The following is a 24421-nucleotide window of genomic DNA, read 5'->3' as shown; positions in this document are numbered from 1 at the left end:
CGCACTCCTCTAAAACGTGCGGCTAGTGTCTCAAAAAGGCCAGAGTGCGTATATATGGCCGCGCGTGCCGTGGCTGCGTATCGTTACAACACGTGAAACGCCGCGCGCCGTCCTCTAAATCAGGCCGGCACCGACTCCGCCTTTTGCGCGCGCGACCACACGCGATGCTTGCTCATCGCTTCGATGAACGCCTTCAGCACCTGCTTGACGTCGCTGCCCACCGCGATGCCTTCCTCGCCGTTCGGCAGATGCGCGGCCGCGAGCACGTCCTCGCCATCGCCGATCGCGCCGATCGCCTTCAGGTGCTTGAACGCTTCGAGCACGAAGTGGCGCGCGTCGCCGGATTCGGACAGCAACTTCGCGCTGTCCTTGCCGCCCGCGACGATCACGCCGTCGAACATGACCGACGGCATGCCGAGAATGGTCGCATCGGCCTCGATGCCTTGCGCGGGCGAGCCGAGCACCGGGGAGATCACCTTCGCGTGCGCGCCTTCGGCCTTGAGCGCGTCCTGCACGGCCTTGATGCTCGCGGCATCGGCGCCCTGCGCGGCGAGGATCGCGACCTTGCGCGTCTTGATCGAAGGCTTCGTCTTCGCGACGATCGACAACGCTGGCGATTCCCGCACCGACGACTTGCCGAGCTCGTCCGCGCCCGCGCTCTGCTTCGGCGCGGGCAGGCCGAGATTCGCGGCGACGCGCGCGGCGAGGGTTTCGTCGATATTGGCGAGGATGCCGAGTTGGCGCTCGCGGATATTCTTGCGTTCCACCTTGCTCAACTCGAACGAATACGCGCCGACGATGTGATCCTTTTCCGGATCGGTCATGCTGTTCCAGAAGAGCGTCGCCTGCGAGTAGTGGTCCTGGAACGACGGGCTGCGCACGCGGATCTTCGAGCCTTCGACGCGCTGCGTGTAGCTTTCGAAGCCACCGCCCGACGCGGCCGGACCGGTTTCCTTCGGCCAGCCGCCGTCGATGGAATTCGGCTCGTAGGACGCCTGCCCCTTGTCGATGGTCTGGCGATGCATCGCGTCGCGCTGGCCGTTGTGCAGCGGCGCGAGCGGACGGTTGATCGGGATTTCGTGGAAATTCGGGCCGCCGAGACGGCTGATCTGCGTATCGGTGTAGGAGAAAAGACGCCCTTGCAGGAGCGGATCGTTGGTGAAGTCGATGCCCGGCACGATATGCCCTGGACAGAACGCGACCTGCTCCGTCTCCGCGAAGAAGTTGTCGGGATTGCGATTCAACGTCAGCTTGCCGATCATCTTGAGCGGCACGAGTTCTTCGGGAATGATCTTGGTGGGGTCGAGCAGATCGAAGTCGAACTTGTGCTCATCCTCTTCCTCGACCATCTGCACGCCGAGTTCCCACTCGGGATAGTCGCCGTTGTCTATCGCTTCCCACAAATCCCGGCGATGGAAGTCCGGGTCCTTGCCCGCGAGTTTCTGTGCTTCGTCCCACAGCAGCGACGCCGAACCGATCGTCGGCCGCCAGTGGAACTTGACGAAGCGGCCTTTGCCCTCTGCATTGATGAAGCGGAAGGTATGGATGCCGAAACCTTCCATCGTGCGCAGGCTTCGGGGAATAGCGCGGTCGGACATGGTCCAGAGCACCATGTGCGCGGATTCCGGCACGAGCGAGACGAAGTCCCAGAAGGTATCGTGCGCGGAGCCGCCTTGCGGCATTTCGTTGTGCGGCTCGGGCTTCACGGCGTGGACGAAGTCGGGGAACTTGATCGCATCCTGGATGAAGAACACGGGCATGTTGTTGCCGACGAGATCGAAGTTGCCTTCCTCGGTGTAGAACTTGACGGCGAAGCCGCGCACGTCGCGCACGGTATCGGCGGAGCCGCGCGAGCCTTGCACGGTCGAGAAGCGCACGTAGACGGGTGTTTCCTTCGACGGCTCTTGCAGGAACGCGGCCTTGGTCAGATCGGCTTGCGATTCGTAGACCTTGAAGACGCCGTGCGCCGCCGAGCCGCGCGCGTGGACGATGCGTTCGGGAATGCGCTCGTGGTCGAAGTGCGTGATTTTTTCACGCATGATGAAGTCTTCGAGCAGCGACGGGCCGCGCTCGCCGGCGCGCAGGGTGTTCTGGTTATCGGCGATCTTGACGCCCTGATTCGTCGTGAGGGCCTGATTGGTGGCGTCGGTGCGGAAGGTTTCGAGAGCTTCGGTTTTCTTGTTGGTATTGCTCTGCGAGGGGGTGCGCGCGACGCCGTTCGCGGGTTGCTGCTTTTTTGTCGCCATTTTGAGGGGAACTCCGGTTGGGGTGAGGTTTTGCGCTCACTGCCGCAATTGATGTTCCCACTGTTGGGGTGCTTGCGCTTTTCGGTTTTTTCGCCGGATCCCGTGTTCGTGTTGGTCTATTGGTGTTGTCCTTGAGTTAGGTCTTCCCGGGCGCTCGCGCTTTCGCGAAATCCTGTTTTCGCGTCGGTCTATTGGCTCTGCCCCTATGCGGGGCGGCAGTCACTTTCTTTGCTGCTGCAAAGAAAGTAACCAAAGAAACAGCTATCCCCATCCAAAGTGCTTCATGCCGGCCCCGGCACAGAAGATGGTATGTGGTCCGGCAGTAGCGAGTGCCCTCAAAGGCCTAATCGGGCTTGGATCGCGCACGGTCTGACTAGTTAGGAGTGTAAGGGCGCTGGTTCAGCACCAAATAGCTCCGGCACAGCGCTACGCGCTGCCGTTGGGTTTGCAAGGGAAACCAACGGTGGGGCGAATGCCAAGAGATAGAAGCGTTAGCAAATAGGCGCGCGCGGACCCGATTTACCGGTCGGCCGCGAAGCGGGCCGGAGCTATTTCGCGCCTTACCACTTAGTTGTGCGGTGCGATGTGGCAGACCGTGCGCGATCCAAGCCCGGTATGGCCTATGAGGGCACTCGCTACTGCCGGACCACAGCCGATCTTCTGTGCCGGGGCCGGCCTGAAGCACTTTGGATGGGACAAGCTGTTTCTTTGGTTACTTTCTTTGCAGCAGCAAAGAAAGTGACTGCCGCCCCGCATAGGGGCAACGCTAATAAACCAAAGACACAACGGGATCCGGCGAAAAAAAAAACGCGCGAGCGAACAAACACCCGCGCCTGCGCCAGAAAAAACCCCAAAAAAGACCAAACGCCGTCAGGCGCCATCCACCGGCGATAAAGCCCCCAACTTCACCGCCGTAGTCCTCTGCAAAGTAATGATCCGGCTCATAGCCGCATGATTCGACGTTGCCTCGTCGTACATCTTCGCGAGATCGGCCTTGAGCTGCGTCCTCGACCCGCCGTCGAGATACACCATATGCCCCGACGGATAGAACGTCGCCGACAGATTCTGCCTCACGGTCTTGTCGATCAGCGGCATCTGCTGCAAATCGATGATCGTCTGATAGAACGGCGTCACGAAGTCATACATCCCGTTCGCGGCGAGCACCTTCAGATCCACGTTCAACGCCATCACCGCGGCGAGGTCTCCCGCCGTGTAAAGAATGATGTTGCCCTTCGAATCGACGCCTTTCTGCGCGCCCGTCGGGTCCGTATGCTTGAAGTCCCAGTTGAGGAACGCCTGATCGTTCAGATCCGTGAACGAAGAAGTCGACGTGAACTTCAACTGCTCGTTCAGATAGCTGTTCCACATCGTCGTGTAGACGCCGCTCACCGCGGTCATCGTCGGATCGTTGCCGCCCGAGTTCGGGTCGATCTTCCCCGCGATGCCCGTCGAGATCGCCGTCACGCGGCCATCGTAGGCGCCGAGCGATTCGCCCTTCGACTTCAGCAGCGTCGTCAGGAAAAGCGAGTTGCCCCGGCTGTCGTAAGCCGCGATATCGAGACTCCACGCGAGCAATGTCGCCTTGTCGATGCCCGTGTATTCGGAAAGCTTCTCGACGACTTCATCGTCGGTCTGCGGAAACTTGCGCAGCGCGTTCAGATAGTCCGTACGGGAAAATTCCGCGACTTCCTCGGCAAAGTTCAGCAGGCTGGTCGGCGTCGGATGCACGCCGAGCTTCTTGTGATACCACGCGTCTGCGGCGGCGGTCGGCAGCGCGCCGACAGGATTGCCCGCCTGACGGTAATCCAGAATGGACGATTGCAGCGTCACGCCGTTCAGGTCGATGCCATCCTCGTGCAGCTTGTACGCGAGCACACAACTGCGCGCCGTGCCGTACGACTCGCCGAACAGGAACTTGGGCGAATTCCACCGATTGTTCTTCGTCAGATAGCGCTTGATGAACTGCGCGATCGAGCCCGCGTCCTGATCGACACCCCAGAAATCGCGGTTCTTGTTCGGCGCGATCGCGGCGGAATAGCCCGTGCCGACCGGATTGATGAAGATCAGGTCGCTGCGGTCGAGCAGGCTGTCCGGGTTGTCCTCCATCTGATACGGCGCGGGCGGCGTGAAGCTCGGCATCGCCGTCTTGATGCGGCGCGGCGCGAACGAGCCGAGCAGCACGAACACCGACGACGAACCCGGCCCGCCGTTATAGAAGAACGTGAGCGGCCGCGTTTCCTCCTTCGCGCCGTCCTTCGTGAACGCGACATAGAACATCTTCGCGTCCGGCTTCGAACTGCTCGGATCGACGGTCACGAGATGGCCGACCGTCGCCGTATAGGCAATCTTCGCGCCGCCTATCGTCACGCTGTGATGCGTGATCGCCGCGTTCTCGTCGGCCTCGGTCGCGGCGACCGCGTCGTCGGGGCCGTTGCCGTACGCGACCGGATCGAAGTACGGCTGGTCTTTCTTCGCCGTCGTGGTCTTCTTCGGCGCTTTCTTCGCCGCGGCCGCCATTGCCGGTTCTTCCGCGCTCGCGGGTTTGTCGCTCGCTGCCAGTGGATCGGAGTTCATCGTCGTCGCTCCAGAATCGTCGTCGTGGTTGTTGTTCACTGTCTTACGCCTTGCTGCATCCTGCTTCAGCTCTTCGCGGGCCTGAGCAGCGCCGCGATCTTTCCGCCGTCGGGGCTGCCCATGCCGGTGCATGCGTCCCAGCCGGCCGCCGCCGAGAAGCTGCCGTTGCTGCCTTCCGTGATGTCGCGGAACACCGTCTTCGCCTTGTAGAGCTTCGGATTGACGAAGCCCGCCGGCGACTTGTTGATCGCGTTGATGCGGGCGATAAGCGCGGCCCACAGCGGCGCGACCGCGCTCGTGCCGCCGACGACCGTGTCGTCGCCGTCGATCAGCACTTCGTAGCCGGTTTGCGGCGATGCGTCGCCCGCCACATCGGGCACGCCGCGTTTGGCGAGCGCCGTGGGCTTGCCGTTGCGCGTGACCGAGAGCCCCTTCTGCCACACCGGCAGCGCGAACGCGCCGGACACCCCGCCGCCGCCCGAGCCGCCCTGATCGCCGTCGTTCCACACGACTTCCTTGGTGATGCCGGTTGCCGACGCCGCGAGGCTCGTGCCGCCGCAGCCGAGCACGTACGGGCTCGATGCGGGAAAGTCGACGTGATCCGCGCCGTCGCCGACGCCATCGGACGAGCCGCTGTCGCCCGATGCCGCGCAGACCGTCACGCCGAGCGCGGCCGCGCTTTGCAGCACGTCGTTGAAGGCGCCCATCGATTGCGACGACCACATCGACTCCGGCCCGCCCCAGCTGATCGATATCACGGACGGCTCGTTGGTGGCATCGTGCAGCGCGCGATTGACGGCATCGACGAAACCGGCGTCGCTGTTCGGCGCGAAGTACACGGCAATGCGCGCGCCCGGCGCAATGGCGCCCGCGATCTCGATGTCGAGCGTCACTTCGCCGTCCGGACCGTTCGGATTGCCCGTCGGCGCGTTCTTCGCGTTGTCCACGCCGATCGCCACCACGTTCGGCGCCTTCACGCCGAGCTTCGAGAAATATGCGGAGAGATCGCTGTCCCGATAGCCGCCGCCCAGCTCGATGATCGCGATGCACTGGCCGGCGCCGTCGCTATCGGGGAAGTCGTAGAGGCGCGCGAGATCGACCGGCGTGAACGACGCGGGCGTCGCGCCCCGCGCGGGCCTGAACGGCGGGCGGAAGCGGAAGTGCGGACGCGCCTGCGGCTTGCTGTCGAGGCCGAGCACGGCGGTGACGGCGTCGTGCATTTCGTCGGGCACGTTGACCGGCCCGGTGCGGCCGCGATACTCACCGATGTTGTGATGTTGAAAGCGCTCGAGCTTCACGTCGAAAGCTTTCTCGAACTGATCGATGCTGCCCTTCAGCACCACGCTGCGCGTTTCGGTTTCGGCGCGCACGACTGTCAGGCCGTATTGTTTGGCGAAGGCCTTGACCTTTTCGATGTCTTCGTCCGAAGCGGTGAAACGCTTGTCGAACTCTTCGCGTGAGACCGCTTGCGCGGGCGCCTCGCCTTCGTCGATGCGCGCCATCATCTGTTTGAAGCCCGCTTCGTCCTTGCGCCGCAGCATCACGATTACTTCGATCTGCTCGGCGGGATCGCAGTCGCCGATGCATTTCGCACCTTCGGGATGAATCTTGTCGCTGCCGCTGACCGGTTGCTTCGTCATGGTATCGATGCTCCTCGTTGGCCTTGAAGTTCAAAGGTTCTCGATCCTGCCGCTCTCGTGCATCCCGGCGCGCGTGTTTCGGCTTCCGCAGCGCACGCCACTTATCGTCTTATTTTCCGGGCGCGAATGCAATTGCTCGGACCGTTGATAAGAGGATGCAGTTCCGGCGGGACAAATGGTGTCCCGGACTTCAACGGCTTGTCCCGATCTGATGCCCGGCCACGAGTCCGAGGCGCTCCATCAGGCGGCGCGCGTCGAAAGGGGCCCGCACTTTCTGGTCGTTGTCGAAGTAGCAGAAGACATCGCGGGCGGCGCGCGGGCGCGGTTTCGCCGATGAGATCAGGCGCGCGTCGTCGATCTGTCCGCCCGCCGCCCAGCGCTCGATGCGCCGCGCCCATTCATCGAGCGCCTCGTCCTTATAACTGCCGCCATACAAGGTTTCGCTGCCATGCAGCCGCAGATAAGTGAAATCGGAGGTGAGGTCTTCGGCGTAGGGCCATCCGGCGACCGAATCGGAGACGACGAGCCCCACGCCGTGCTTGCGCAGCAGGCGGACGAATTCATCGGTGCAGAAGCTCGGATTGCGGATCTCGACCGCGTGCCGCAACGCGCGCTTCCTGCCCGGCTCGAACCACGGCTCCTTCACGCGCGTATCGTGGCCCTGAGCGAGACGCGCGGCGGCTACGGTGTCCTTCGGCAGCAGTTCGAGAAAGCGCTCGAAGGCGTCCGGGCGAAACGAAAAGTTTGGCGGAAACTGCCAGAGAAACGGTCCGAGCTTGCTGCCGAGCGCAAGCACGCCGGACGCGAAGAAATTGGCGATCGCCGGAAGGGCCGTCTCGTTGCGAAAGCGCAGCATGTGGGTCAGATAGCGCGGCCCCTTCACGCTGAAAACGAACCCGGCAGGCGTCGCGTCATGCCACGCGCGATAGCTCGCCACGCTCTGCAGCGAATAATGCGATCCGTTGATCTCGACGGTCTGGACCGCGCGTGACGCGAAATCGAGCTCGCGGGCCTGCGCGAGCTTCTTCGGATAGAACACGCCGCGCCAGCCGGCGTAGCGCCAGCCCGATATGCCGATGCGGATGCGTCCCGGCATCGCGCCGCCTAATGCGGGCGCTCCTTGTCGTATTCCGGACGCACGCCCCGCGGCAGCCACGGCTCGCGATGCCTGCACCACAGTTCGTAGTCCGGCTCGAAGAGACCGGTTTCGTCGAACGCGCCGATGGGCAGATCGACTTCATCGCGCGTCGTGAACTCCATATAGGCGACCGAGCCGCATACCGGGCAGAAGTGCCGCCGGCCGTCGTCCGAGCTGCGCCAGGTCGACAGGCCGCCGCTCATCGTCACGTCGCCGCGCGCGTAAATCGCATAAGCTCCAAAAGCGGAGCCGTGCACTTGCCGGCACGTCATGCAATGGCACATGCCGACGCGCGCTGGTTTTCCCGTCGCGCGAAAGCGGAACGCGCCGCATGCGCAGCCTCCTTCATGAACCGCTGTCGTCAGCTCATCGTCCCTTTGAACGTTCATCGATCTCTCCCGTAAATGCGCCGCCACGCGGGCCCGCCCGCCTCGCGGTTTGTTACGATAACCCTTCACGATCGGAGATGGCACTCATGAGCACATCGAGCACGGCCGGCACCACAAACACACAAAACACCACCAGCACCTTGTCGCTCCTGAAGCTGCTGCCCGGCGCCGGATCGGAGTTCGGCCCTGCCGCGTCGGACCTCGTCGCCCACGTGCTCTCGCATGACCGCTTCGATCCGGCGGCAAGCGCGAACCTGCCGCGCGAGACCTTCCGCGGCGTCACCGTCGACGACGCCATGTCCGACGAGTACACCTTCCCGCTCGGGCGCACCGGCCAGTCGATCGTGCTGACGGGCTATCGCATCGCGGCGGGGTTCATCGCCGAACGCGCCGCCGACGAATGGCTCGAGCTCGCGCACAAGCAACGCCTCGCAAAAGGCTTGCCCGCCGTGCCGCAGGGCAGCGAGCCGCACCTCTCGCCCGATCCCGCCGAAGCCGATCAGCTTCTCGACCGCGCCTATGAATGCGCGCAGCGCATCCTCGATCCGGTCGCGGGCGAGCCGGTGGTCTCGCTCTTCGAGACGCACTATCGGGGCGGACGGGAGTTTTTGCGCCTCACATGGGAAGGCTTGCCGGAAGATCTGGTGCCCGAATCGCGTCGGCCGCTCGCGGCGCTCGCGGCATCGAACGGCGAGCGCCGCGAGAAACGCGACTACGATCCCTACGGCCTCGACGGCGCCGACGATTACGACGTCGACCGTCCGCTCGCGTATCGGGAGAAGATCGGACCGTTTCTCTTCACGATGACCTATCGTCACGAGTACCCGCAGGTCGACGACGAGCGCCTCGGCACCGCGTTCGCCGTGTTCCACGAGGCGGGCAGCGACATTGTCGCGGCGGCGGTCAGGCTCCAGCTCGTCAAGGTGCCGCCGCTCACGAGCAGCGCCGATCTCGTCTACACGCTCGACACCTACTCCGGCGAGATGCTCTCGCTCGCGCTCGCGGCCACCGAGGCGCTCGGCCCGGAAAGGCTGTGCGAGGTGTTCAACGCGCATCGCGTGATCTACATCAGCCTGTGGGAAGTGCGCAAGCCGTGGCGCGGCGAGGGGCTGGGCGTCGCACTGCTGCATCAGGCGCTGGAGCGCCTTCCCGTGGATGTCGATGGCCGGCCGAACGCGCTCTGCGTCGCGCCCGAGCCGTATCAGACGGACATGCGTCACTTCGAGAAATTGCCCGGCGTGCTGCGCGACGAGCTGAAAACGCCGGCGAAGCGCCTCACCGCGCATCTGACGAACTGGCTCGAACGCTCGAAGCTGCCGATCGCCACGCACTTCTTCGTGCCGATGGCCAAGCACGCGGGCATCGGCTCGGCGGGCGAGAACGCGCGGCTCATCGACCGGATCATGGAAAGCGAGGCATAACGCGGTGCTCGTCATCGTCGACATGCAGGCGCGGCTGCTGCCGCATCTCGACGGCGGCGAACGCCTCGCCGGGCGCGTCGCCGCGCTGCTTCGCGCGGCGCATCTGCTCGATGTGCCGGTGCTCGTCACGGAGCAGAATCCGCGGGGGCTCGGCGCAACCGTGAATGTCCTGCTCGACGACATCCGCACCGCGACCGTGATCGAGAAGCACACCTTCGATGCGACGCTCGCACCCGCTTTCGTCGCCGCGCTGCCGCCCGCGCCCGCTACGCTCTGGGTGGCCGGCGCGGAAGCGCATGTATGCGTGCTGCTGACGGTGCTCGGCCTGCTGCGGCTCGGCTATCGCGTGGAGTATGTGGCGGATGCGGCCGCATCGCGCCGCGCCGACGATCGCGCCGTCGCACTCGCGCGGGCGCAACAGGAGGGCGCGCGTCTCACGAGCGTCGAAACCACGATTTTCGGCTGGCTCGGCAGTTGCCGGCATCCGCGCTTCAGGGACGTGCTCGCGCTCGTCAAATGATCGGATCGCCGCGGCGGCTTCGGCATCGACAGACGGTTAGTTGCCGACATCGAATCGGGACAGCTCCGCCGCGACGCGCCCGATCACTTCTTCCCAGTTGCCCGGCTGCGTCTGCCTGAAGAGCCGCGCCGACGGATACCACGGCGAGTCATCGCGATCTTCCAGCCAGCGCCAGCACGCGTTCGAGCACAGCAAAACCCAGGTGGGCTTGCCGAGCGCGCCCGCCAGATGCGCGACGGCCGTATCCACCGTGATGACGAGATCCAGCGAGGCGATGAGCGCCGCCGTGTCGTTGAAGTCCTTGACGCCGTCCATCAGGTCGAGCGGGCGGCTCGACAATGGCAGCGCGTCGATCTGAGCGCGCGCGTCCGGACCTTTCTGCAGGCTGACGAATGCGAAACCAGGCAACGCGGCGAGCGGCGCCAGCAAACGCGCGTCGAGCCAGCGCCGGCTGAATGTCCCGAAGCGGTCGGGCAAGTGCGGACGCGGCTCACCGGCCCAGACGAGCCCGATCTTCGGCGCGCCCTCCGGCAGACGCTCACGCCAGAACGCGACGCGCTCCCGCGACTGCCGCAGATACGGCACCGGCGCGGGAATGGTATCGAGCGTGGTGCCCATCAGCATCGGCAGGCTCATCATGAAGCACCAGTAATCAGCGGGCGGCAGCGCGTGCAGATCGGCCTGGGCGATGCAGACGTCCACGGCGTCCATCGACCGGATCAGGGCGACGAGCGGCGGCGGACACACGACCATCAGTCTCGCGACGCCCTGCGCCTTCACGAGCGGCAGATAGCGGCAGAACTGGAGCGTGTCGCCGAAGCCCTGCTCCGCCATCACGACGAGCGTTTTGCCCGCGACCGGCTCGCCACGCCATCGGGGACAAGCCAGATCGGGCGGCCGGATGCGTGACTGCGACCCACGTTCGCCATGGCGCGTTTCGAAGAGCGGCCAGCCTCGTTCGTAATCGCCGGCGCGCAGGAGCGTCGTCGCGAGATTGAGACGGGCGTCGTCGGAGTTCGGGTCGATGTGCGATGCGTGCCGAAACAGCGCCTCGGCTTCGCTCAGGCGGCCCCGGTGTTCCTTGAGCAGAATCCCCAGGTTGCCGAGCGCGGCGGGAAAATCCGGCCGAATGGACAGCGCTCGACGGTACGCGGCCTCGGCTTCGCGCAAGCGATCCCAGCGGCCGGACGCGCATTGCTCGTAGATCGCGTTGCCGAGGTTGAAGCAGGACTCGCTCATGTCCGGGCGGCACCCGAGCGCGCTTCGATACGCCGCCTCGGCTTCCTGCCGGCGGCCAAGCGCCTCCAGCACACCGCCCAGATTGCCGTGCGCGCCCGCGAGATCCGGACGCAGCGAAACAGCCTTGCGATACGCGCGCTCCGCTTCGGGCAGGCGGCCGGACGCCTTCAGCACATTGCCGAGGTTGTAATGCGCGTCGGCCCAGTCGGGATGGGCCGCGAGCGCGCGTTCGAGATGCGTCCGGGCTTCGTTCAGACGCCCGATCCTGTGCAGCAGATTGCCGAAGTCGTTGTGCGCTTCCGCATAATCCGGACGCGCAGCCAGCGCCTGCCGGTAAGCCGCCTCCGCTTCCGGCCAACGCCCGGCCCGCGTATGCATCGCGGCGAGATTGAAGTGCGCTTCGGGAAAATCCGGGCGAATCGCGAGCGCGTCGCGGTACAGGCTTTCCGCGTCCGTGAAGCGCCGCCTCTCTCTCAGAAAATTGCCCAGATTGGCGCGCAGACCGGCGTCCAGAGGACGCGCGGTGATTGCCCGGCGCCAGCATGCTTCGGCTTCCTCATGCAACTGCATGCGATACGCGCAGACAGCGGCGAGATTGAGCGCGTCGGCATCGGCGCCATCGGTTTGAAGGAGCGGCGCGAGCGCGCTCGACGCATCTGCGTAACGTCCCTGCGAATAGTGAGAAAGCGCGACGTGATAAAGGCTCGAATGGGACGCCATACTGGATTTACTCGACAGCCAGACGCGCCATTTTGAAGCGTCGCGCCCGGCTGAATGGTCACAAAGTGCGCTGAAGCGGCACGCGCGCCGCGAAACAATCGCAATACTTGCGCGCAGCTTGCAGGCGTCGCGCCCGGATTTACGCGCGCATGCAGCATTTACTTGCATGGCCGCGCGTGAACTGCAAAGACATGCCGCCATGCGAACGGCTTCGCCGCATGGCACCGTACTTGCTCGCCTCTACCCGTCGCGGGTGGTCGAACGTTCGGTCGGCTTACGGTTGGCCGACTGGACATATCCGCGTCCTGCGCATCATGCGCGTCTTCACGCCCCATCCGAAGGACTTGAGCATCGGCGCTCGCACACCGAGGTCGCAGTCGGTCGCGAGCCGGAGCCCACGGAGATTCGAGTCTCGGGCGGCGCCCTTTCGAACGAGCGAGGAGCAACCGATCGCCATGTCCCCAGTCAATCAGCACGTCGCAGACGCGAACGACGCGGCTCAGAAGCCGTCGCGCCGGCGCTTTCTCCAGTCGGCCGCAGCCGCCGCGGCCGTCACCGCCGCGCCGCTCGCGCATGCGCAACAACAGGCCGCCGCGACACCGGCCGTGGCGCCGCCGCCCGCCGCCGCCCCGACGATGCCCGTGAAGCTCGCCATCAACGGCCATCCGTACGAACTGCAGGTCGAGGCGCGCACGACGCTGCTCGACGCCTTGCGCGAATACGCCGGGCTCACCGGCACGAAGAAAGGCTGCGACCGCGGCCAGTGCGGCGCGTGCACGGTGATCGTCTCGGGGCGGCGCATCAACTCGTGCCTGACGCTCGCGGTGATGCACGACGGCGAATCGGTCACGACCGTCGAAGGCCTCGCGCCCGACGGCGACACGCTCGCGCCGATCCAGCGCGCGTTCATCGAAAAGGACGCCTTTCAGTGCGGCTACTGCACGCCCGGGCAGTTGTGCTCGGCCACCGCGCTCATCGCCGAATACCGGGCGGGCGACGCGAGCGCCGTCACGGCCGACGTGCGCTTTCGCCCCGCGCAACTCTCCGACGATGAAATCCGCGAGCGCATGAGCGGCAACATCTGCCGCTGCGGCGCGTATCCGAACATCGTCGCGGCGGTGAAAGCCGTCGCGTCCGGCAACGCCTGAAGGAGACGCACATGGACGCGATCTCCTATCAGCGCGCCGCCGACATCGGTTCCGCGCTTTCGGCGGCGAGCCAGCCCGGCGCGATGTTCGTTGGCGGCGGCACCAACCTGCTCGATCTGATGAAAGGCGGCGTGATGCGGCCGATGAAGCTCGTCGACATCACGCACATCGATGCGCTGAACGGCATCACCGCGCTGCCCGACGGCGGCCTGCGCTTGGGCGCCCTCGTGCGCAACAGCGATTGCGCGAATCACGCGTGGGTGCGCGAGCGTTATCCGCTCTTGTCGCAGGCGCTGCTCGCGGGCGCATCGGCGCAGCTGCGCAACATGGCGACGGTCGGCGGCAATCTGATGCAGCGCACGCGCTGCCCGTACTTCTACGACACCGCCTTTCCTCAATGCAACAAGCGCGCGCCGGGCAGCGGCTGCGCGGCCATCGACGGCAACACGCGCATGCACGCGATTCTCGGCGCGAGCCGGCTATGCATCGCGACGAATCCGTCCGACATGAGCGTCGCGCTCGCGGCCCTCGATGCGGTCGTGCGCGTCACCGGCCCGAACGGCGAGCGGACGATTCCGTTCGCGGAATTTCATCGGCTGCCGGGCGACAGGCCCGATCTCGACACGACCTTGCAGGCGGGCGAGCTGATCACATCGGTCGATCTGCCGCCGCCGCTCTTCGCCGCGCATTCGAAGTATCTGAAGGTGCGCGACCGCGCGAGCTATGCGTTCGCGCTCGTGTCCGTCGCGGCCGCGTTGCAGATGGACGGCAACACGGTGAAGAGCGCGCGTATCGCGTTGGGCGGCGTTGCGCACAAGCCGTGGCGCGCGAACGCGACCGAGCGCGCGCTCATCGGCAAGACGCTCGACAAGCCGGCGCTGCAGACCGCCGCCGCGCTCGCGGTGCAAGGCGCGCAACCGCAACGCGACAACGCGTTCAAGGTCGCGCTCGCGCAGCGCGCGATCGTGCGCGCGGTTCAACAGGCCGGAGGTGTCGCATGAGTGTCATCGGAAAACCGCTCGACCGCACCGACGGCGTGCTCAAGGTCACGGGCCAGGCGCGCTATTCGGGCGACGCCACCGACGCGAAACTCGCGCACGCGGTGCTCGTCACGAGCACGGTGGCGAAGGGCCGCATCGCGTCGATCGACACGAGCCGCGCGCAATCGATGCCCGGCGTGCTGCTCGTGATGACGCATCAGAACGCGATGCGCCTGCCGAACAACGGCGTGCCCGACGCGCAGCCGCCCGCCGTGCGCAAGCTCACGCTGCTTCAGACCGCCGAGGTGCGCTACAGCAACGAGCCGGTGGCGGTGGTCGTCGCGGATTCGCTGGAACATGCGCAAGGCGCGGCACGTTACGTCGACGTGCGCTACGAAGCCGCGATGCCGAATGCCGATTTCGAGCGCGCGAAGGCTTCCGCGTATCAGCCGGAAAGGATGATGGGCCGCGCGATCACGACGAAGCGCGGCGACGTCGACGCCGGTTTGAAGCAAGGCCCGACGCGCCTGAACGCCGTCTACACCACGCCCTACGAGCATCACAATCCGATGGAGCCGCACGCGACGCTCGCCCGCTGGGACGGCCCGAATCTCACGCTCTACGACGCGACGCAAGGCGTCTCCGGCGCGAGAAGCGCGGTGGCGAAGTTCTTCGGCATCGCCGAGGACAACGTGCGCGTGATCTGCCCGTTCGTCGGCGGCGGCTTCGGCTGTAAGGGCTCGGTGTGGTCGCACGTCGTGCTGGCGGCGATGGCTTCCAGGCAGACCGGCCGGCCCGTCAAGCTCGTGCTGGAGCGCCCGCAGATGTTCGGCATGATCGGCAACCGGCCGTGCACCGAGCAGCGCATCCAGGTGAGCGCGCGCGACGACGGCATTATGACCGGCATGCGCCACGACGTGATTTCGACGACCTCGACCTTCGAGGACTGGACCGAAAGCTCGGCCATCGTCTCGCGCATGCTCTACGCGGTGCCGAACCAGTCGACCTCGCACAAGCTCGTGAAGCTCGACATCGGCACGCCCACTTTCATGCGCGCGCCCGGCGAGACGAGCGGCTCGTTCGCGCTCGAAACGGCGATGGACGAAATGGCGTATCAGTTGAAGATGGACCCGCTCGCGTTCCGCATCAAGAACCACGCGAACATGGAGCCGCAAGAGAAGAAGCCATGGTCGGAGAAGTCGCTGCTCGAATGCTATCGACGCGGCGCGGAGAAGTTCGGCTGGCCGAAGCGCAGCGCGGCGCCGCGCTCGATGCGCGAGGGCAATACGCTCGTCGGCTGGGGCGTGGGCACGGCGACCTATCCGGCGAACCGCAGCGAGGCATCGGCGATCGCGCGCATCCTGCCCGACGGCACCGCGATGGTCGCCTCCGGCACGCAGGATCTCGGCACCGGCACCTACACGATCATGACGCAGGTCGCCGCCGACGCGCTCGGCTTTCCGCTCGATTACGTGCGCTTCGCGCTCGGCGATTCGTCCTTGCCGAAGGCGCCGGTGTCGGGCGGCTCGCAATCGGCGGCGAGCGTGTCGCCGGCGGTGCGGGCGGCGTCGATGCAGGCACGCGACCAGCTCATCGCGATGGCGCTCGCGGATCGCGGCTCGCCCGTCGCGGGGCTCGCGCGCGAGGACGTGATCGTGAACAACGGCTGGGTCGTGAGCGTGTCGAATCCGGACAGGCGCGATCCGGCCGCGGCGATCATCGCGCGCAACGGCGGCCGCGCGATCGAAGCCGTCGCCACCGCGCGTCCCGGCGACGAGAAAAAGCAGTACGCGTTCCACTCGTTCGGCGCGGTGTTCGCGGAAGTGCATATCGATGCGGACCTCGGCATCGTTCGCGTGCCGCGCATCGTCGCCGTGTACGACGTCGGCACGCTGCTCAACGAGAAAACGGCGCACAGCCAGTTGATGGGCGGCATCGTGTGGGGCGTGGGCTCGGCGCTCTTCGAGAAGAGCGAGATGGATGCGCGCTACGGGCGCTACACCAACGCGAATCTCGCGGAGTATCACGTGCCGGTGAATGCGGACATCGGCATGCTGGATATCTCCTTCGTCGATCAGCCCGACCCGTATATCAATCCGCACGGCGCGCGGGGCATCGGCGAGATCGGCATCACGGGCGTCGCGGGCGCGCTCGGCAATGCGGTGTATCACGCGACGGGCGTGCGCGTGCGCGATCTGCCGATCACGCTCGACAAGGTCTTGCCGCCGACGATGGCGTGATGCGCAACGAAGCCCGCGGCGGCCGCCGTGCCCGCCGCGGGCTTTTTTGTGCTTGCGACGATCTTCGATGCGCCGCACAATTCGGGTTCGATCCCCACACGAAGAGCCGCGATGAGCTATTCGTCGAACGCGACCGGCATCCTGCTGGCGGCGGGTCTCGGCACCCGCTTCGACCCGTCCGGCCTCCACAACAAGCTGCTTGCCGCCTTGCCGGGCGGCGCGCCCGTCGTGTTTCAGTCGGCGCGCAGGCTGCTGGCGGTCGCCGCCGAAGTCATCGCGGTCGTGCGTCCGGGCGCCGAAAAGCTCGCCGATGTCCTCAACGAAGCCGGCTGCAATGTGATTTTCAGCGCCGACGCCGAACGCGGCATGGGCGCGACGCTCGCCGCCGCCGTGCGCGCGACCTCCGAAGCCGATGGCTGGCTCGTGGCGCTGGGCGACATGCCGTGGATCGAACCGGCGACCTACGAAGCGGTCGCCCGGCCGCTCGACGAAGGCGCGGCGCTCGTCGCGCCGTTTTATCGCGGCAAGCGCGGGCATCCGGTCGGGTTCGGCATCGCGCATCGGGACGCACTCGCCGCGCTCGAAGGCGATGCGGGCGCGCGCGGCATCTTTTCGACGCAGACGCCGTTCATCGTCGAAGTCGGCGATCCAAATGTGCTGCGTGATATCGATGTGCCGGGCGATCTCCAGCACGATTGAAAGCGGCCTGCCCGCGCGCTGCTGGAATGTCTGAAAAGCGCCTGGCCGCTCGGCCTAATTGCTTCGGATCATTAAGTAAATGGTAGGATGAATTTCACTCGCGACCGTGCGGTTGCGCAGCGGACCATCCTTCCACGAGAGCATCACATGAAGATCTGGAGCGAAATGCGGCGCGTTGCGGGCGCGCTGGCAGGCGCGTTTTCGATTTGTCCGCCTACCGACTATCGGTCGGCCTATCCGCGCAGGTCCGCTGAGGAAATGATGGATCGCGCTTGGGAGCGAACCACGTCGGGCCTGCACGGCGCCATCGAAGGTTACGGGCAACGTGCACGAAATCGCTAAGGGCTACGTCGGAATCAAGGAAGCGCTCGACAATTGACCGGTCTCAAGCCGCGATCGCCGCCGTATCGGCTGAATCTGCGGCGTCGGTGCTGATCGGCAGATAGCGCCTGCTGACTTCCAGCAGAGTCGCGCCGAACCCCTTCCTCGCGCGAAAATCCGTTCGCACACTCGTCACCACGCGCGGCGAAGCGCTCCACTCGATCCGCGCGCCGGTCGCCAGCAGCGCCTCGACGAGCGCCACGTCCTCGCTCGATTCCAGCGGCGGAAACCCGCCCGCCCGCAGATACGCGTTTGCCGACACACCCAGGTTCGCGCCATGAATATGCCGATGCCCGTCCGCGTCGGTATAAGTGCGCCCGAAGTGCTCGCGCACCGCGCCGATATGCGGCGACCAGTCATGCACGCCGATCACGCCGCACACGGCATCCGCGCGGCAGTCGAGCTGGCGCACGAGCCAGTCTTCGGCGACGGTGGTATCGGCATCCGTGAACGCGAGCCAGCGCGCGCCCAGCGCGAGCGCCCGCTCTGCGCCGCACGCGCGCGCCATGCCGACATTGCGCGCGTCGATGCGCATCACGTCCGCGCCCAGCGCCCGCGCGATTTCGCCGGTGTCATCGGTGCAACTGTCGAGCACGACGATCACGCGCACCGCCTCGCCGCGCAACTGGTGATGTGCCGCAGCGCGGCGCGCGGCCACCACGCACGCGCCGATATGCGCGGCTTCGTTGTGGGCAGGGATGACAATGGCAAGCATGTCGGCTCCGTAAATCGATGTTGTCCGGCGGCCATCCCCAGCAGGCGACAAAGGCAATCGATGACCGCGATGGATCGATTTCAGCAATGACTGTTCCCATGTTTCATCATCTGAACGCATCTCGTAAAAGGGCACGAACGTCCCTAAATAGTTGCCCAAAAGCAGCGCGGATCGCTAGAATTACTGTATGGATATACAGTACTTTTCTGATTTCGTTCGCCGATGAAAAGCGTCATGCTCGATCCGTCGTTTGCCGCCTGGCGCACCGAAGCGCGCAATCTCCTCATGGAGGGTGCGCGCCCGGAAGACGTGCTATGGCGCGAAACCGATGCATCGGCGACCGTGTTCGGCTCCATCTCTCCACTTCCGCCCGGCTCGGCGGATCCGAACGCGAAGAAGCCGGTCAGGATCGCGCGCGAGTTTCTCTCCATGCTCGAAACGGCGGCGTGCTATCGCGCCCCGGACCGCTGGCAGTTCCTCTACAAGGCGCTGTGGCGCTGGACGCAGGGCGACCGCGCGATCGCGTCGGCGGATGACGCGGACGGCTATCGGCTGCGCCGGATGATCGAAGTGGTCGAGGCCGAGGAGCGCGAGATGCGCAAGGTGCTGCGCTTCCGGCATCGCGATTCGTCGCTCGGGCCGCCCGAGTTCATCAGCTGGTTCGAGCCGGTGCACGACCTGCTGGAGCACGCGGCGATGCATTTCGCCACGCGCATGGGCAGCGCCACGTGGATGATCGCCACGCCGCACGGCGCCGCCTTCTGGGACGGCGCCCTCTTGCGCGTGGACCGCACGAGCGAGCCGGAAGAAAAGCCGATGGATTTCGGCGACACCGCGATGAGCGGCGAAGCCGTGAGCGGCGACGCCATCGAGGCGCTCTGGCTCGCGTACTACGAGAGCACCTTCGCGCCGGCGCAGGAAAACGCCGCCGAAATGGCGTCGCACATGCCGGTGCGCTACTGGAAAAGCCCGGAGAACGCGCGCACCGACCCCGCGCTGATTTCCCGCGCCGACCCTTACTCGCGGCGCGACCGCGATGCGCGCAACGTGCCGCCCGAGATGGAAGTCGCCATCAACACGGAGCTGGAGCCGATCAAGGGCACGATGCTCACCGAGCCGCCGTCGCTCGACGCATGCAAGCGCTGCGCGCTCTGGCGCAACGCGACGCAGGCCGTGGCGGGCGTCGGTCCCGCCAATGCGCGCGTGATGCTCGTCGGCGAGCAGCCGGGTGATCAGGAAGACCGCGAGGGCAAGCCGTTCGTCGGCCCGGCGGGCAAGCTGCTCGACGAAGCGCTCGCCGAGGCGGCGATCGCGCGCGAATCGCTTTATCTGACCAACGCGGTAAAGCACTTCAAGTGGGAAGCGCACGGCGACGAACGCGCGCATCTCGCGCCCGCGCAGCGCGAGCGCGAGGCCTGCCGCTACTGGCTCGAGGAAGAACTGAAGCGGATCGCGCCGAAAGTCGTCGTCGCGCTCGGGGCAACGGCGCTGAAGGCGCTCACGGGGCATCGCACGGCGCTGTCCGAGTATCTCGGCAAGACCATCGAGCACAAGGGGCACATCATCGTGCCGACCTATCACCCGTCGTATCTGATGCGACTGGCCGATGACAAACTCCGCGTCGAAGTGTTCGGAACGATCGTCGAGGCGCTCGTCTTCGCGCAGCAGATCGCCGACGGCGTCGCGACCATCCGCACGCCGGTGAAGGACCGCACGCGCTGAGCGCACGGCCAGATGCAACAGGAAGAAACAGGACGCAACAAGACGAAAGCGCCGTCAACGTTCCTGTAAGCCGCGCGTTATACCGGTGTCGCGCCGCTTTGGCGCTCACCGATGGTCCCGACCACTTCTCCATGGCCGCTCTCCCGCTCGAAGAACTCCGCCGTCAACAATCCCTCGTTGCGCTCGTGCCGAAATCGGCGGGGCAGCTGAAGACCGAGCGCGAGCGCATCATCGCGCGCCTGCAACGCCTGCTCAACGCAACGATCGCGCTGGCGCTCGCCGGCGCGGCGGTAATCGCGTGGCTGCCGTTCTCGCCGGTGCCGCACGAATTCCGCTTCGGCGTGCAGGAAGTGCTCGCGGTCGCGGTGTTCGCGTCGTGCCTGTTCATCCTGCACGAACGCGCCGAACTCGAGCTCGGTCTCTACGACTACGAACCGGTCGAGCAGACCACGCAAGGCGAATTGCGCGCGCTGCTGCATCGCGTGCCGGAAGGCGCGTCGTACCAGGAAGCGCTCGCCGCCGACAAGCGCACCTTCGTGACCGGCGAAGTCGACGGCATCCGCCGCCGGGCCGAGGCGTTCACGCCGAAGACGCTGCCCGCCGGCGACGGCAACGGCGAGACCTGAGCGCCGCCCGCGTCGCGTAAATCGCACGATCGAGCCGCCGCCTCGCCATCGCGAGGCGGCGGCTTTTTTACATCGGCGATGAAAACGCCGCGCCTTGACGAGCGCCGTCGCGCCTCCTTCAATACGTGACAGATACCGCAACCGCCGCTCAAACTGTCACGGTTCCGGATGCAATCTGTCTCGGCGGCGCACGCGCTTTCCCGCAAGACGGGCCCGACATCGCTCCGGGCACGGCGGGTGCTTGCCACGCGGAACATCGAAACGAGGCCACGCCAATTGCAGGAGCCAGGATGCGAGCCAATCCCCTTTCCACGCTGAGCGACGACCTCGCGACCGCGCTCGTCCCCGAGGCGCCGAGCGCCACGCCGGCCACGCCGTCCGATGCCGAGTATGACGAGCTCGCCGCGTTCCACGGCATCGAGCGCGAGCGCCTCGTGCTGATCCATCCGGGCAGCCATCGCGCGGCGCCCGCCTGGCCCGCCGAGCGTTACGCCGATGTCGCCGACCAGCTCGCCGCCGACGGCTGGCAGATCGCCATCGTCGGCGACGCGCCCGATCCCGAGCGCACCGCCGGCGTGCTCGGCGCGATGCAGACGGCCGCGCTCTTTCTCGCGGGCGCCGTCGCGCCGGCCACGCTGCCGCGCCTGATCGCGAACGCGCGCCTGCTGGTCTCCGACGATGCCGCCGCGTCATCGCCCGTCGCCGCTGCCCGCGCGCTCGGCACGCCGCATATCGTGCTCGAAGAGCATCCGCGCGACACCGGCAGCAACGCCATCGCCGCGCGCGCCCGCGCCGCGCTCTCGAAAACCGGCGACGCGCATCCGGGCGAGCCGTTCACGCTGCACATGCCGGCGGCGCACGAATCGGCATAGACGACGATCCACCTTTCAGGGGACATCATGAAATTCGACATGCAGACCAGTCCCGTTCCGGATCCCGTCGCGGACCCGAACCGCGATCCGGAAGCCGATCCGCTCACGCCGCCTTCGCCGGGGCATCGCCCGGACGAGCCGCAGCATCCCGACGCGCCGCCCGACAAGGATCCGATCCGGCGGCTCTGAGCTTCATTCGCGCTTCAATCAGACGAATACCCTACGGGTATTCCCCGCCCTACATTCCGCCGCAGCGCCTGCCGTAAAGCGGGCAAGCGGCGGCATGCACCGCCGCTCAATGACAGACAACGCAAAGAGGCGACGGGCGCAACATGAACAGAATGACGTTGAACAGGAAGCTCGGCTCGCTGATCGCCGTGCTGTGGATCGGCTTGATCGCGATCGGGATCATCGGGGCGTGGCAGAACCGGTCGTCGATGATCGACGACCGCAAGGAGCAGTTGAAGACCCTCGTCAACGAGGCGCACGCAATCACCGCGCACTACGCGGCGCTCGCCGCGAACAAGACCCTCACCGAAGAGGAAGCGAAGAAGCGCGCGCTGGAAGTGGTCGGCGCGATCCGTTACGGCACGGACGGCTATCTCTCGATCAACGACTCGCATCCGAGGATGGTGATGCACCCGATCAAGCCCGCGATGATCGGGCAGGATCTGTCGACATACACCGATCCGGCCGGCAATCGCCTGTTCGTCGATATCGTGAAGGCCGGCGATCAGCCGGGCGGCGGCTTCATCAGCTATCTGTGGTCGAAGCCGGGCGGCGACAAGCCGGTTCCGAAGCTTTCGTACTCGCAGCGCTTCGCGCAGTGGGACTGGTATCTCGTCACCGGCATGTACATGGACGACGTGCAGAACGCGTTCTATGCGAGCGCGCTGCGCTGGCTCGCGATCACCGCGCTGCTCGGCGGCATCGCGACGGCGGCGATGCTGATCGTCCTCTCCAGCATTCGGCGCAATCTCGGCGGCGAGCTGGAGCTCGCGGTCGGCGCGGCGCATCGCATCGCGCGCGGCGATCTGACGAGCACCGTCGACGTTCGTCCGAACGACACGACGAGTCTCCTGCACGCGCTCGGCGTGATGCAGCGCGGCCTTGTCGAGACCGTTTCGCGCGTGCGCAACGGCACCGAGAATATCAACGTGGGCGCGTCGGAAATCGCGGCGGGCAATACGGATCTCTCGCAGCGCACCGAAGAGCAGGCGGCGGCGCTCGTGCAGACCGCGTCGAGCATGGACCAGATGACCGCCAACGTGAAGAACAACGCCGAGAGCGCGGCGCAGGCGGCGCGTCTCGCGGAGCAGGCGGCGGACGTGGCGACGCGCGGCAGCGGCGTCGTCGATGACGTGATCGACACGATGACGCGCATCACCGCAAGCTCGCAGCAGATCGGCGACATCATCGGCGTGATCGACGGCATCGCGTTCCAGACGAATATCCTCGCGCTCAACGCGGCGGTGGAAGCGGCGCGCGCGGGCGAACAGGGACGCGGCTTCGCGGTTGTCGCGGCCGAAGTGCGCAGCCTCGCGCAGCGCTCCGCCACGGCGGCGAAGGAGATCAAGGCGCTCATCGAGACGTCGACGCAGACGGTGCAGCAAGGCGCGTCGCTCGTGACGAACGCGGGCGCGACGATGACGGAAATCGTGCAATCGGTGCGCCGCGTGAACGAGATTCTCGACGAGATCAGCCACGCGTCGCGCGAGCAGAGCGCGGGCATCGAGCAGGTGAACCGCGCGGTCGTCGAGATGGATCAGGTGACGCAGCAGAACGCCGCGCTTGTCGAGGAAGCCGCCGCCGCCGCGCATTCGCTGAAGGATCAGGCGGATATGCTGCGCGACGCGATCGGCAGTTTCAGGCTGCCGGCCTGATGATCGAACGGCGCGTGAGAGCATCACGCGCCGTTTTGCCTTATTGCGCCAGGAAGCGCTCGACCAGACGCGCCCAGTACGCCGCGCCGACCGGCAGATTCTTGTCGTTGAAGTCGTAATGCGGGTTGTGGACCATGCAGCCGTCCTCGCCCGCGCCGTTGCCGATGCGCAGGAACGAGCCCGGCCGTTTCTGCAGCATGAAGGCGAAGTCCTCGCTGCCCATCAGCAGATCCGCATGCGCGACGACGTTCTGCTCGCCGACCAGCTCGCGCGCGACCTGAATCGCGAAGTCCGTTTCCGCGTCCGAATTCACGACGACCGGATAGCCTTCCAGATACTTCACCGCCGCTTTCGCGCCGTAGCTCGCGGCCTGCGATTCGACCAGTTCCTTGATGCGGCGCTTGAGCAGCTCGCGCACTTGGCGGTCGAACGAACGCACGGAAAGCTCCAGCGTCGCGCGATTCGGAATCACGTTGTTGACCGTGCCCGCGTGCATCGAGCCGACGGTGACCACGGCCGGCTGCGCCGGATCGACGTTGCGCGCGACGATCGTCTGCAGCGCCATCACGATGCTCGCCGTCACGACGACCGGATCGACGGAAAGATGCGGACGCGCCGCGTGCCCGCCGACGCCCTCGATGACGATCGACACCTGATCGCCCGCCGCCATGAACGGCCCCTTGCGGAACAGGAACGTGCCGGGCTGCGCGCCGGGATGGTTGTGCACGCCGAACACGGCGTCGCAGTGAAAGCGCTCGAAGAGGCCTTCCTCGATCATCTTCTGCGCGCCGCTCGGCACGCCGTGCTCTTCCGCCGGCTGAAAGTACAGATGCACGGTGCCGTTGAAACGCCGCGTGCGCGCGAGATGACGCGCGGCGCCGAGCAGCATCGTCGTGTGGCCGTCGTGGCCGCAGGCGTGCATCTTGCCGTGCGTCTCGCTGGCGTACGGCTTGCCGGTCTGCTCGATGATCGGCAGCGCGTCCATGTCGGCGCGCAGGCCGATGCTCTTCGCGCCGTCGCCCGCTTTCAGGGTGCCGACGACGCCCGTGCCGCCGACGCCGCGCGTCACCTGCCAGCCCCACTCTTCCAGCCGCTCGGCGACGAGCGCCGCGGTGCGCGTCTCCTCGTAGGAGAGCTCCGGATGACGGTGGATGTCGTGGCGAATCTCGCGCAGCGACGGGGCGTCGTCGGAAAGATCGGCGATGACGGTGAAGCGTGGATCGGACGAAGTCGTCATGGAGAAACCTTTGCTGAGTGAGTCGGCGATG

At 66.0% G+C, this 24421-nt stretch carries 19 protein-coding genes; 11 read left to right on the top strand and 8 right to left on the bottom strand.

Features of this window, described 5'->3' with window-relative positions; translation table 11 throughout:
* Nucleotides 1–119: 119 nt before the first annotated feature.
* The 5 genes from katE to AC1Z32_RS27705 form a co-directional block, all read right to left on the bottom strand.
* The gene (gene katE, locus AC1Z32_RS27725; RefSeq protein ID WP_483482043.1) at nt 120–2246 is read right to left on the bottom strand and encodes a catalase HPII; all 2127 of its coding nucleotides are present in this window, start codon (nt 2244–2246) and stop codon (nt 120–122) included.
* Between the two features lie 870 nt (nt 2247–3116).
* Nucleotides 3117–4763 carry a S10 family peptidase gene (locus AC1Z32_RS27720; protein WP_483483330.1) on the bottom strand — a complete coding sequence of 549 codons (1647 nt, stop codon included), beginning with the start codon at nt 4761–4763 and terminating at the stop codon, nt 3117–3119.
* A 122-nt stretch (nt 4764–4885) separates the two neighbouring features.
* The gene (locus tag AC1Z32_RS27715; RefSeq protein WP_483482042.1) at nt 4886–6460 is read right to left on the bottom strand and encodes a S53 family peptidase; all 1575 of its coding nucleotides are present in this window, start codon (nt 6458–6460) and stop codon (nt 4886–4888) included.
* A 190-nt stretch (nt 6461–6650) separates the two neighbouring features.
* Nucleotides 6651–7556: a DUF72 domain-containing protein gene (locus AC1Z32_RS27710; protein ID WP_483482041.1), complete on the bottom strand. Its 906-nt coding sequence runs from the start codon at nt 7554–7556 to the stop codon at nt 6651–6653.
* An 8-nt stretch (nt 7557–7564) separates the two neighbouring features.
* Nucleotides 7565–7987 (bottom strand): GFA family protein, encoded by a 423-nt coding sequence (locus tag AC1Z32_RS27705; RefSeq protein ID WP_483482040.1) that lies wholly within the window; start codon nt 7985–7987, stop codon nt 7565–7567.
* Between the two features lie 86 nt (nt 7988–8073).
* Here AC1Z32_RS27705 and AC1Z32_RS27700 point away from each other — a divergent pair, with 86 nt between their 5' ends.
* Nucleotides 8074–9408: an inositol monophosphatase gene (locus AC1Z32_RS27700; RefSeq protein WP_483482039.1), complete on the top strand. Its 1335-nt coding sequence runs from the start codon at nt 8074–8076 to the stop codon at nt 9406–9408.
* A 4-nt stretch (nt 9409–9412) separates the two neighbouring features.
* A complete protein-coding gene (locus tag AC1Z32_RS27695) occupies nt 9413–9928 on the top strand; it encodes an isochorismatase family protein (protein ID WP_483482038.1) in 516 nt (171 codons plus the stop codon).
* A 36-nt stretch (nt 9929–9964) separates the two neighbouring features.
* Here the strand turns inward: AC1Z32_RS27695 and AC1Z32_RS27690 are convergent, their stop codons facing one another.
* Nucleotides 9965–11887, bottom strand: a complete 1923-nt coding sequence (locus tag AC1Z32_RS27690; RefSeq protein ID WP_483482037.1) for a tetratricopeptide repeat protein — start codon at nt 11885–11887, stop codon at nt 9965–9967.
* A gap of 455 nt (nt 11888–12342) precedes the next feature.
* Here AC1Z32_RS27690 and AC1Z32_RS27685 point away from each other — a divergent pair, with 455 nt between their 5' ends.
* The 4 genes from AC1Z32_RS27685 to AC1Z32_RS27670 all read left to right on the top strand — a co-directional run bounded on the left by AC1Z32_RS27685 (nt 12343) and on the right by AC1Z32_RS27670 (nt 16954).
* Nucleotides 12343–13035 (top strand): (2Fe-2S)-binding protein, encoded by a 693-nt coding sequence (locus AC1Z32_RS27685; protein ID WP_483482036.1) that lies wholly within the window; start codon nt 12343–12345, stop codon nt 13033–13035.
* An 11-nt stretch (nt 13036–13046) separates the two neighbouring features.
* Entirely contained in the window at nt 13047–14036 is a 990-nt protein-coding gene (locus AC1Z32_RS27680) for an FAD binding domain-containing protein (protein WP_483482035.1), read from the top strand.
* Entirely contained in the window at nt 14033–16255 is a 2223-nt protein-coding gene (locus tag AC1Z32_RS27675; protein WP_483482034.1) for a xanthine dehydrogenase family protein molybdopterin-binding subunit, read from the top strand. The genes AC1Z32_RS27680 and AC1Z32_RS27675 overlap by 4 nt, the downstream gene beginning before the upstream one ends.
* Nucleotides 16256–16366: 111 nt before the next feature.
* Nucleotides 16367–16954 (top strand): nucleotidyltransferase family protein, encoded by a 588-nt coding sequence (locus AC1Z32_RS27670; RefSeq protein ID WP_483482033.1) that lies wholly within the window; start codon nt 16367–16369, stop codon nt 16952–16954.
* Between the two features lie 385 nt (nt 16955–17339).
* Here AC1Z32_RS27670 and AC1Z32_RS27665 read toward each other — a convergent pair whose 3' ends face one another.
* Entirely contained in the window at nt 17340–18050 is a 711-nt protein-coding gene (locus AC1Z32_RS27665; protein ID WP_483482032.1) for a glycosyltransferase family 2 protein, read from the bottom strand.
* Nucleotides 18051–18284: 234 nt separating this feature from the next.
* Between AC1Z32_RS27665 and AC1Z32_RS27660 the strand changes: the two genes are divergently transcribed.
* The 5 genes from AC1Z32_RS27660 to AC1Z32_RS27640 all read left to right on the top strand — a co-directional run bounded on the left by AC1Z32_RS27660 (nt 18285) and on the right by AC1Z32_RS27640 (nt 23153).
* Complete coding sequence (locus tag AC1Z32_RS27660; protein ID WP_483482031.1) at nt 18285–19772, top strand: UdgX family uracil-DNA binding protein; 1488 nt, start codon at nt 18285–18287, stop codon at nt 19770–19772.
* A 131-nt stretch (nt 19773–19903) separates the two neighbouring features.
* Nucleotides 19904–20398 carry a hypothetical protein gene (locus tag AC1Z32_RS27655; protein WP_483482030.1) on the top strand — a complete coding sequence of 165 codons (495 nt, stop codon included), beginning with the start codon at nt 19904–19906 and terminating at the stop codon, nt 20396–20398.
* A 290-nt stretch (nt 20399–20688) separates the two neighbouring features.
* Nucleotides 20689–21270, top strand: a complete 582-nt coding sequence (locus tag AC1Z32_RS27650) for a glycosyltransferase family 9 protein (RefSeq protein WP_483482029.1) — start codon at nt 20689–20691, stop codon at nt 21268–21270.
* A gap of 27 nt (nt 21271–21297) precedes the next feature.
* Nucleotides 21298–21459: a hypothetical protein gene (locus AC1Z32_RS27645; RefSeq protein ID WP_483482028.1), complete on the top strand. Its 162-nt coding sequence runs from the start codon at nt 21298–21300 to the stop codon at nt 21457–21459.
* A 152-nt stretch (nt 21460–21611) separates the two neighbouring features.
* The gene (locus tag AC1Z32_RS27640; protein ID WP_483483329.1) at nt 21612–23153 is read left to right on the top strand and encodes a methyl-accepting chemotaxis protein; all 1542 of its coding nucleotides are present in this window, start codon (nt 21612–21614) and stop codon (nt 23151–23153) included.
* Between the two features lie 40 nt (nt 23154–23193).
* Here AC1Z32_RS27640 and AC1Z32_RS27635 read toward each other — a convergent pair whose 3' ends face one another.
* Nucleotides 23194–24390 carry a M20 aminoacylase family protein gene (locus tag AC1Z32_RS27635; RefSeq protein ID WP_483482027.1) on the bottom strand — a complete coding sequence of 399 codons (1197 nt, stop codon included), beginning with the start codon at nt 24388–24390 and terminating at the stop codon, nt 23194–23196.
* Between the last annotated feature and the right edge of the window lie 31 nt (nt 24391–24421).

The organism is Caballeronia sp. 11_S32 (genome assembly GCF_056930355.1).
This window is presented reverse-complemented; position numbering and strand designations above follow the sequence as displayed.

Coding starts and splice junctions, on each gene's coding strand:
- katE (WP_483482043.1), bottom strand. CDS start 2,246: ATGGCGACAAAAAAGCAGCAACCCGCGAACGGCGTCGCGCGCACCCCC.
- AC1Z32_RS27720 (WP_483483330.1), bottom strand. CDS start 4,763: ATGGCGGCCGCGGCGAAGAAAGCGCCGAAGAAGACCACGACGGCGAAG.
- AC1Z32_RS27715 (WP_483482042.1), bottom strand. CDS start 6,460: ATGACGAAGCAACCGGTCAGCGGCAGCGACAAGATTCATCCCGAAGGT.
- AC1Z32_RS27710 (WP_483482041.1), bottom strand. CDS start 7,556: ATGCCGGGACGCATCCGCATCGGCATATCGGGCTGGCGCTACGCCGGC.
- AC1Z32_RS27705 (WP_483482040.1), bottom strand. CDS start 7,987: ATGAACGTTCAAAGGGACGATGAGCTGACGACAGCGGTTCATGAAGGA.
- AC1Z32_RS27700 (WP_483482039.1), top strand. CDS start 8,074: ATGAGCACATCGAGCACGGCCGGCACCACAAACACACAAAACACCACC.
- AC1Z32_RS27690 (WP_483482037.1), bottom strand. CDS start 11,887: ATGGCGTCCCATTCGAGCCTTTATCACGTCGCGCTTTCTCACTATTCG.
- AC1Z32_RS27685 (WP_483482036.1), top strand. CDS start 12,343: ATGTCCCCAGTCAATCAGCACGTCGCAGACGCGAACGACGCGGCTCAG.
- AC1Z32_RS27680 (WP_483482035.1), top strand. CDS start 13,047: ATGGACGCGATCTCCTATCAGCGCGCCGCCGACATCGGTTCCGCGCTT.
- AC1Z32_RS27675 (WP_483482034.1), top strand. CDS start 14,033: ATGAGTGTCATCGGAAAACCGCTCGACCGCACCGACGGCGTGCTCAAG.
- AC1Z32_RS27670 (WP_483482033.1), top strand. CDS start 16,367: ATGAGCTATTCGTCGAACGCGACCGGCATCCTGCTGGCGGCGGGTCTC.
- AC1Z32_RS27665 (WP_483482032.1), bottom strand. CDS start 18,050: ATGCTTGCCATTGTCATCCCTGCCCACAACGAAGCCGCGCATATCGGC.
- AC1Z32_RS27660 (WP_483482031.1), top strand. CDS start 18,285: ATGCTCGATCCGTCGTTTGCCGCCTGGCGCACCGAAGCGCGCAATCTC.
- AC1Z32_RS27655 (WP_483482030.1), top strand. CDS start 19,904: ATGGCCGCTCTCCCGCTCGAAGAACTCCGCCGTCAACAATCCCTCGTT.
- AC1Z32_RS27650 (WP_483482029.1), top strand. CDS start 20,689: ATGCGAGCCAATCCCCTTTCCACGCTGAGCGACGACCTCGCGACCGCG.
- AC1Z32_RS27645 (WP_483482028.1), top strand. CDS start 21,298: ATGAAATTCGACATGCAGACCAGTCCCGTTCCGGATCCCGTCGCGGAC.
- AC1Z32_RS27640 (WP_483483329.1), top strand. CDS start 21,612: ATGACGTTGAACAGGAAGCTCGGCTCGCTGATCGCCGTGCTGTGGATC.
- AC1Z32_RS27635 (WP_483482027.1), bottom strand. CDS start 24,390: ATGACGACTTCGTCCGATCCACGCTTCACCGTCATCGCCGATCTTTCC.